The 5,412-nt window shown below is 71.7% G+C and carries 6 protein-coding genes; all 6 read left to right on the forward strand.

All coding sequences use genetic code 11. From position 1 onward, the window contains the following. On the forward strand, positions 1-2,771 hold a 2,771-nt coding region (locus tag ABYE80_RS16335; RefSeq protein ID WP_372791368.1), incomplete at its 5' end, for an OB-fold nucleic acid binding domain-containing protein. Positions 2,772-2,825: 54 nt separating this feature from the next. Further along, positions 2,826-3,326 (forward strand): c-type cytochrome, encoded by a 501-nt coding sequence (locus ABYE80_RS16340; RefSeq protein WP_372791369.1) that lies wholly within the window; start codon positions 2,826-2,828, stop codon positions 3,324-3,326. Between the two features lie 213 nt (positions 3,327-3,539). Next, the gene (locus ABYE80_RS16345; RefSeq protein ID WP_372791370.1) at positions 3,540-3,950 is read left to right on the forward strand and encodes a hypothetical protein; all 411 of its coding nucleotides are present in this window, start codon (positions 3,540-3,542) and stop codon (positions 3,948-3,950) included. Positions 3,951-4,182: 232 nt separating this feature from the next. Next, positions 4,183-4,734, forward strand: a complete 552-nt coding sequence (locus ABYE80_RS16350) for a carboxymuconolactone decarboxylase family protein (RefSeq protein WP_372791371.1) — start codon at positions 4,183-4,185, stop codon at positions 4,732-4,734. A 34-nt stretch (positions 4,735-4,768) separates the two neighbouring features. Next, positions 4,769-5,113, forward strand: coding sequence for a winged helix-turn-helix transcriptional regulator (locus ABYE80_RS16355; protein ID WP_372791372.1), 345 nt, complete (start codon positions 4,769-4,771; stop codon positions 5,111-5,113). A 72-nt stretch (positions 5,114-5,185) separates the two neighbouring features. Next, positions 5,186-5,412: glutamine synthetase beta-grasp domain-containing protein (locus ABYE80_RS16360; RefSeq protein WP_372791373.1), on the forward strand; the 227-nt coding region annotated here is incomplete at its 3' end.

Here is a 5,412-nt window from a genome sequence, read left to right on the forward strand (position 1 = left end):
ACGCGTTCGTGGCGATCCGCGAGCACACGACCCTCGACGCGTCCGAGCCGCTGCGGCGGGGCAACCACGCCCACGTGCTCACCTCGCCGCAGGCCATGGCACGGCGCTTCGCCGACCATCCCGACGCCGTGGCGGAGACCGGGCGCCTGGCGGACGAACTGCGCTTCGATCTCACCCAGGATCTGGGGTACCGCTATCCGGGGTCCGACGACACGGAGGCCGAGCGCAAGCTCGCGGCGATCTGCCACGGCCTGTTCGACGCCCGCTACCCGCTGTCGGATCGGCCGCTGCGCGAGCGGGCCGCGGCCCGCCTCCAGGAGGAGCTCCGGCTCATCGCCGGCCTGGGGCTCTCCGGCTTCTTCCTCCTGCACCACGACCTGCTCGAGCTCGCGCGCGAGGTGGCGCTCGAGGTGCGGGTCCGGGTGGGAGGGCCGGATGCTCCCCGTGCCCTGCTGCCCCCGGGACGCGGCCGCGGCTCCTCGGTGTCCTCGATCGTCTGCTACCTCACGGGCCTCTCGCACGTGGACCCGGTGAAGAACGAGCTGTTCCTCGGCCGGTTCCTCAACGAGGAGATCACCTCCCTGCCGGACATCGACCTCGACTTCCCGCGCGATGTGCGCGCGGAGCTCATCCCGCGGATCCATGAGCGCTACGGCCACGACCGGTCGGCGCTCGTCGCCGCGTTCCCGACCTACCGCTCCAAGGGCGCGATCCGTGAGCTCGGCAAGGCGCTCGGTCTGCCGCCGGGAGAGATCGAGCGCGTGGCCCGCGGTGCCGAGGGCTGGTCGTCCCGCAACGTGGAGGCCGACATCACGACCGCGCTGGGCGCCGGCGCGCAGGAGCGCCTGGAGCACGGTCGCTGGGGCTGGCTCGCGGCTCTGGCCCACGAGGCCTACGGGCTGCCCCGGCACCTGAGTCAGCACCCGGGCGGGATGATCGTCGCGACCCGGCCCCTGGTGGACTGCTGCCCGGTCGTCCCCGCCGCGATGGAAGGCCGCCAGATGGCGATGTGGGACAAGGACTCCTGCGCGGACGCGGGGTTCCTGAAGATCGACCTGCTCGGCCTCGGGATGCTCTCGGCGGTCGAGCGGTGCGTCGACCACATCGCGGCGCGTCACGGCGAGACGATCGACCTGTCGCGGATCCCGTTCGACGATCCGGAGACCTACGGGGCGATCCAGCGGGGCGAGACGACCGGCGTCTTCCAGATCGAGAGCCGCGCCCAGATGGCCTCGCTGCTGCGCACGCGGCCGGAGACCCTCGACGACCTCACGATCCAGGTGGCGATCGTGCGGCCCGGCCCGATCCAGGGCGGGGCGGTCAACCCCTACATCGAGCGGCGCCAGCGGCTGCGAGCCGATCCGTCGTTCCGGGTCCCCTACGACCACCCGTCGCTGGAGCCGGTGCTGCGCGACACGCTGGGCACGATCATCTTCCAGGACCAGGTGATCGAGGTCGCGATGGCCTTCGCGGGGTTCACGCCGGGGGAGGCGGAGGGGCTGCGCCGGGCGATGAGCCGCAAGCGCTCGGAGGCGGCGATCCGCGCCTACCACGACCGGTTCATCAGCGGGGCGGTCCGCACCCACGGCGTCGATGAGACCGTCGCAGAGCGGGTGTACACGATGATCGTCGGGTTCTCGGGGTTCGGCTTCCCGAAGGCCCACGGCGCGGCCTTCGGTCTGCTGGCCTACCAGTCCACGTGGCTGCGCGTACACCACGCACCGGAGTTCCTCTGCGCCCTGCTCGACGAGCAGCCGATGGGGTTCTACCCGCCGGACGCGCTCATCCACGACGCCCAGCGGCGGGGCATCCCGGTGCTGCCCCCGGACGTCAACGCCAGCGGCGTCACGTGCTCGGTGGTGGAGGTCGCCGGGGAGGGCGGGCCGGTGGCCGCGGTCCGGATCGGCCTGGGATACGTGGTCGGGGTCCGGGAGGCGGAGGTCGCCGCGATCGTCGCCGCGCGCGAGGAGGGGGGACCGTTCACGTCGACCGGTGACCTGTCCGCCCGGTCGGGCTCAGGGCGACCGGCCCTCGAGCGGCTGGCCTGGTCCGGCGCCTGCGACAGCCTGCTCGCCGCCGAGGTCGCCTCGCCCGGGCACCGGCGCCGGGCGGCGCTCTGGCGTCTGGGGGTCGTCACTCCCGGCCGGTCCTTCGGTCCTGGCGCCACCCAGCTCGCGCTTCCGCTCGACGCACCCGCGGCGCCCGAACTGCCGGGGCTCGGCGCGTGGGAGTCGATGATCGCCGACTACGCCACGACCGGCCTGACCACCGGCGCACACCCGATCGGGCTCCTGCGCCCCGACCTGACGGCCCGGGGGGCGGTCACCAGCAGCGCGCTGGGCAGGCTGCGCCACGGCCGGCAGGTGAGGGTCGGGGGCCTGGTGGTGGCCCGTCAGCGGCCGGGGACGGCCAGCGGCATCGTGTTCATGCTCCTGGAGGACGAGGAGGGGACGGTCAACCTCGTCGTCCCGCCCCAGATCTACGAGCGTCACCGGCTCACCGTGCGCACCGAGCCGCTCGTCATGGCGGAGGGGACGCTGGAGCGCCATCCGGCCGCCGGCGGTGGGATCAACGTCCTGGTCCGGAGACTCGTGCCGCTGGAGGCGCCCGACGACCGGCCGCTGGCCGAGATCCGCTCGCTGGCCGAGGTCCACGACTTCTCCTCGCTGGACGAGCGCGAGCTCGCCCGGGCCACGGGGGAGCAGGAGGCGGCCGGGTTCCGTGCCGTGGCGCCCGCGGTCATGAGCTTCGCGCAGGGTCGCCGCCGGTAGCCGGCGGGGCTCGGTGGCACGCACGCCGCCCGCATCAGACGGTATGTTGCGCGCGTGGTCGCTACTGCTGCTTTCGTCATCATCTTCCTCGCCATCGGCGTGGCCGTCGTCCTGATCGCCATGAGCGGCGGGCCGGCCGGCGTTCGCGAGAACCTCCTGCACCGTCAGAGCCGCGGCGCGAGCCGCACCTCGAGTGCGTCGATCGCCGCCGTCATCGCCGTGTTCGGCCTGGCACTGCCCGCGGTCGTCATGGTCGCGAACGCCGAGGACGGGGCGAAGGACGCTCCGGGCGGCGCGACCCTCACCGCGGGCGAGGAGAACGGCCGCAAGGTGTTCGCCGAGCTGTGCTCGACCTGTCACGCCCTCGCCGCCTCCAACGCGGTCGGCCGGGTCGGGCCCGACCTCGATCAGCTTCGTCCGCCGAAGGAGCTCACCCTCAACGCGATCGAGCAGGGCCGCGCGCAGGGCAGGGGACAGATGCCCGCCGGGCTCGTCGACGGCGAGGATGCCGAGGACGTCGCCGAGTACATCGCGAAGGTCGCCGGGCGCAACTAAGCCTGCAGGACGCCATAATCCTGCGTGTTTGCAGGGAAAAGGCTCCTTGCTACGATGGGCGCTCGTGCCGGAGCGGGCGTCGTGCCGAGACTCGACGGATGCTCCGGGGTAGGGGGTTCGCGTCGCGTGGCGTTTCGACGTCCGCGGTGTAGTCCATCGTGTACATCAGTCCGTCACTGCATCTCTAGGCCGACGAAGGAGGACGACCACCGCATGGAATCACGCGCACTCGTCGACTGGGTCGCCGAAGAAGGCTTCGACCGCCCGGCTCGCGCCGTGGACGACTGGACCGCCGGCGAGGACCTGGACTTCACCGTCCGGTCGCGGCGGCGACGGATCACCGGTGAGCACGTCGTGGAGGCCGCCGACGCGTCGGCGGCGACGTCCCAGGTCGTGGAGCTCCCGTTGCGGGGGGCCGTGGACCCGCCCGAGCGCCGTACCGTCGTCCTCTCGGCCGGGCGCCCCGACCAGCCCGTGGCCGCGCCCCGTCTGCGTGAGGTCCAACAGCGCCGCCGGTCCACTCGGACCCCGGCCGATCGGGCTCGCACGAGCCCCGATCGCATCGCGATGTGGGCGGTGGCGATGGGGTTCCTGCTCATCGTCATCGCGTCGCTGAGCTCCTGATCCCTCCCGGGCCTGGCGCGAACACGCCAGGTCCTGCACAGCTCGTAGACCGATAGGCGTGGGTCCTCGTATCCGTGGGTATCGAGGGCCCAGAGCTGCTTGCGCGAGCAACGGGCGGACGGTACACTTACCTCACGTAAGCAGCTTCATAAAGTGAAGCTAAAGACGTGGCAGGACGCACGAGCAACACCCCATTCACGCCTCCCCCCAAAGGCCGCACATGAAGACAGCGATGAGCAGGTTCCAGATCCACGACGACCTCACCGCTCCCGAGGGATCGATGCCGATCCTCAAGGGTGCGCTCTCGACCGCCGGACAGCTCCCCAACTTCCTCGGCGTCCTGGCCGGATCTCCGGCCGCTCTCCGCGGGTACGCCCGGTTCCGTCAGGAGCTCCGGCACGGCACCCTCCCGATCGGCACGCTCGAGCGTCTGGCGCTCGCCGTCGCCGAGCACCACGGGTCGGCACCGGGGATCGCGATGCACAGCCGGACCGCGCGGCAGGCGGGCCTCGGTCTCGACGAGGTCGCCCTCGCCCGGAAGTTCAAGTCCAAGGACGAGCACCAGCAGCGGATGCTGGACTACATCCGCAGCCTGGTGGTCGACCGTGAGAAGCCGCCGATGCACCTCCACGAGGAGGCCCGCGAGGACGGCTGGACCGACGAGCAGCTCCTGGAGGCGATCGCGTTCGTCTCGATGGAGACGTTCACGGCGATGATCAACGTGGCGGGCGACGTGCCCGTCGACGGCTCGACCGAGGACACCCGCACGCTGCGCGCCGCGTAGCCGGCGAGCAGCCCGAGAGCTAGGCTGGCGTGTCATGCCCCCCGAGGCGAAGTCCAGCGGGGATGACACGCCCGTCTGCTGCCCGCTCTATCACGAGGCCGTCGAGATGATCGGGCGGCGCTGGACGGGCGCCATCGTCGAGGTGCTGCTGCAGCGCCACGGGTCGCTGCGGTACACGGAGATCTCCCACGCCGTGCCGCAGCTCTCGGACCGCTTGCTCTCCGAACGGCTGAAGGAGCTCGAGCAGCGGGGCGTCGTGGAGCGCGAGGTGTCGCCCGGTCCGCCGGTCCAGGTGGCCTACGGACTCACGGACATGGGGCGGTCGCTCGAGCCGGCCGTACGGGAGCTCAAGGAGTGGGCCCGTCGCTGGCTGAACTAGGGGGCCGACCCGCCACCGCGTACAAGCGGTCCTCGACCAAACGGCGGTCGGACGTCGGCTAGGGTGGTCGCCATGCCCGACCAGCCCAAGACCGCGGAGGACGTGAAGGCGCTCGTCCAGGAGCACCAGATCCGGTTCATCCGTCTCTGGTTCACCGACATCCTCGGCCAGCTCAAGTCGTTCTCGATCAACTCCGCGGAGCTCGACGACGCGTTCGAGGGCGGCATGGGCTTCGACGGCTCGTCGATCACCGGCTTCAACGCGATCGAGGAGTCGGACATGATCGCCATGCCCGACGC

Origin of the sequence: Paraconexibacter sp. (assembly GCF_041602235.1) — a bacterium.
In the GTDB taxonomy this organism is placed as follows: Bacteria; Actinomycetota; Thermoleophilia; order Solirubrobacterales; family Solirubrobacteraceae; genus Paraconexibacter.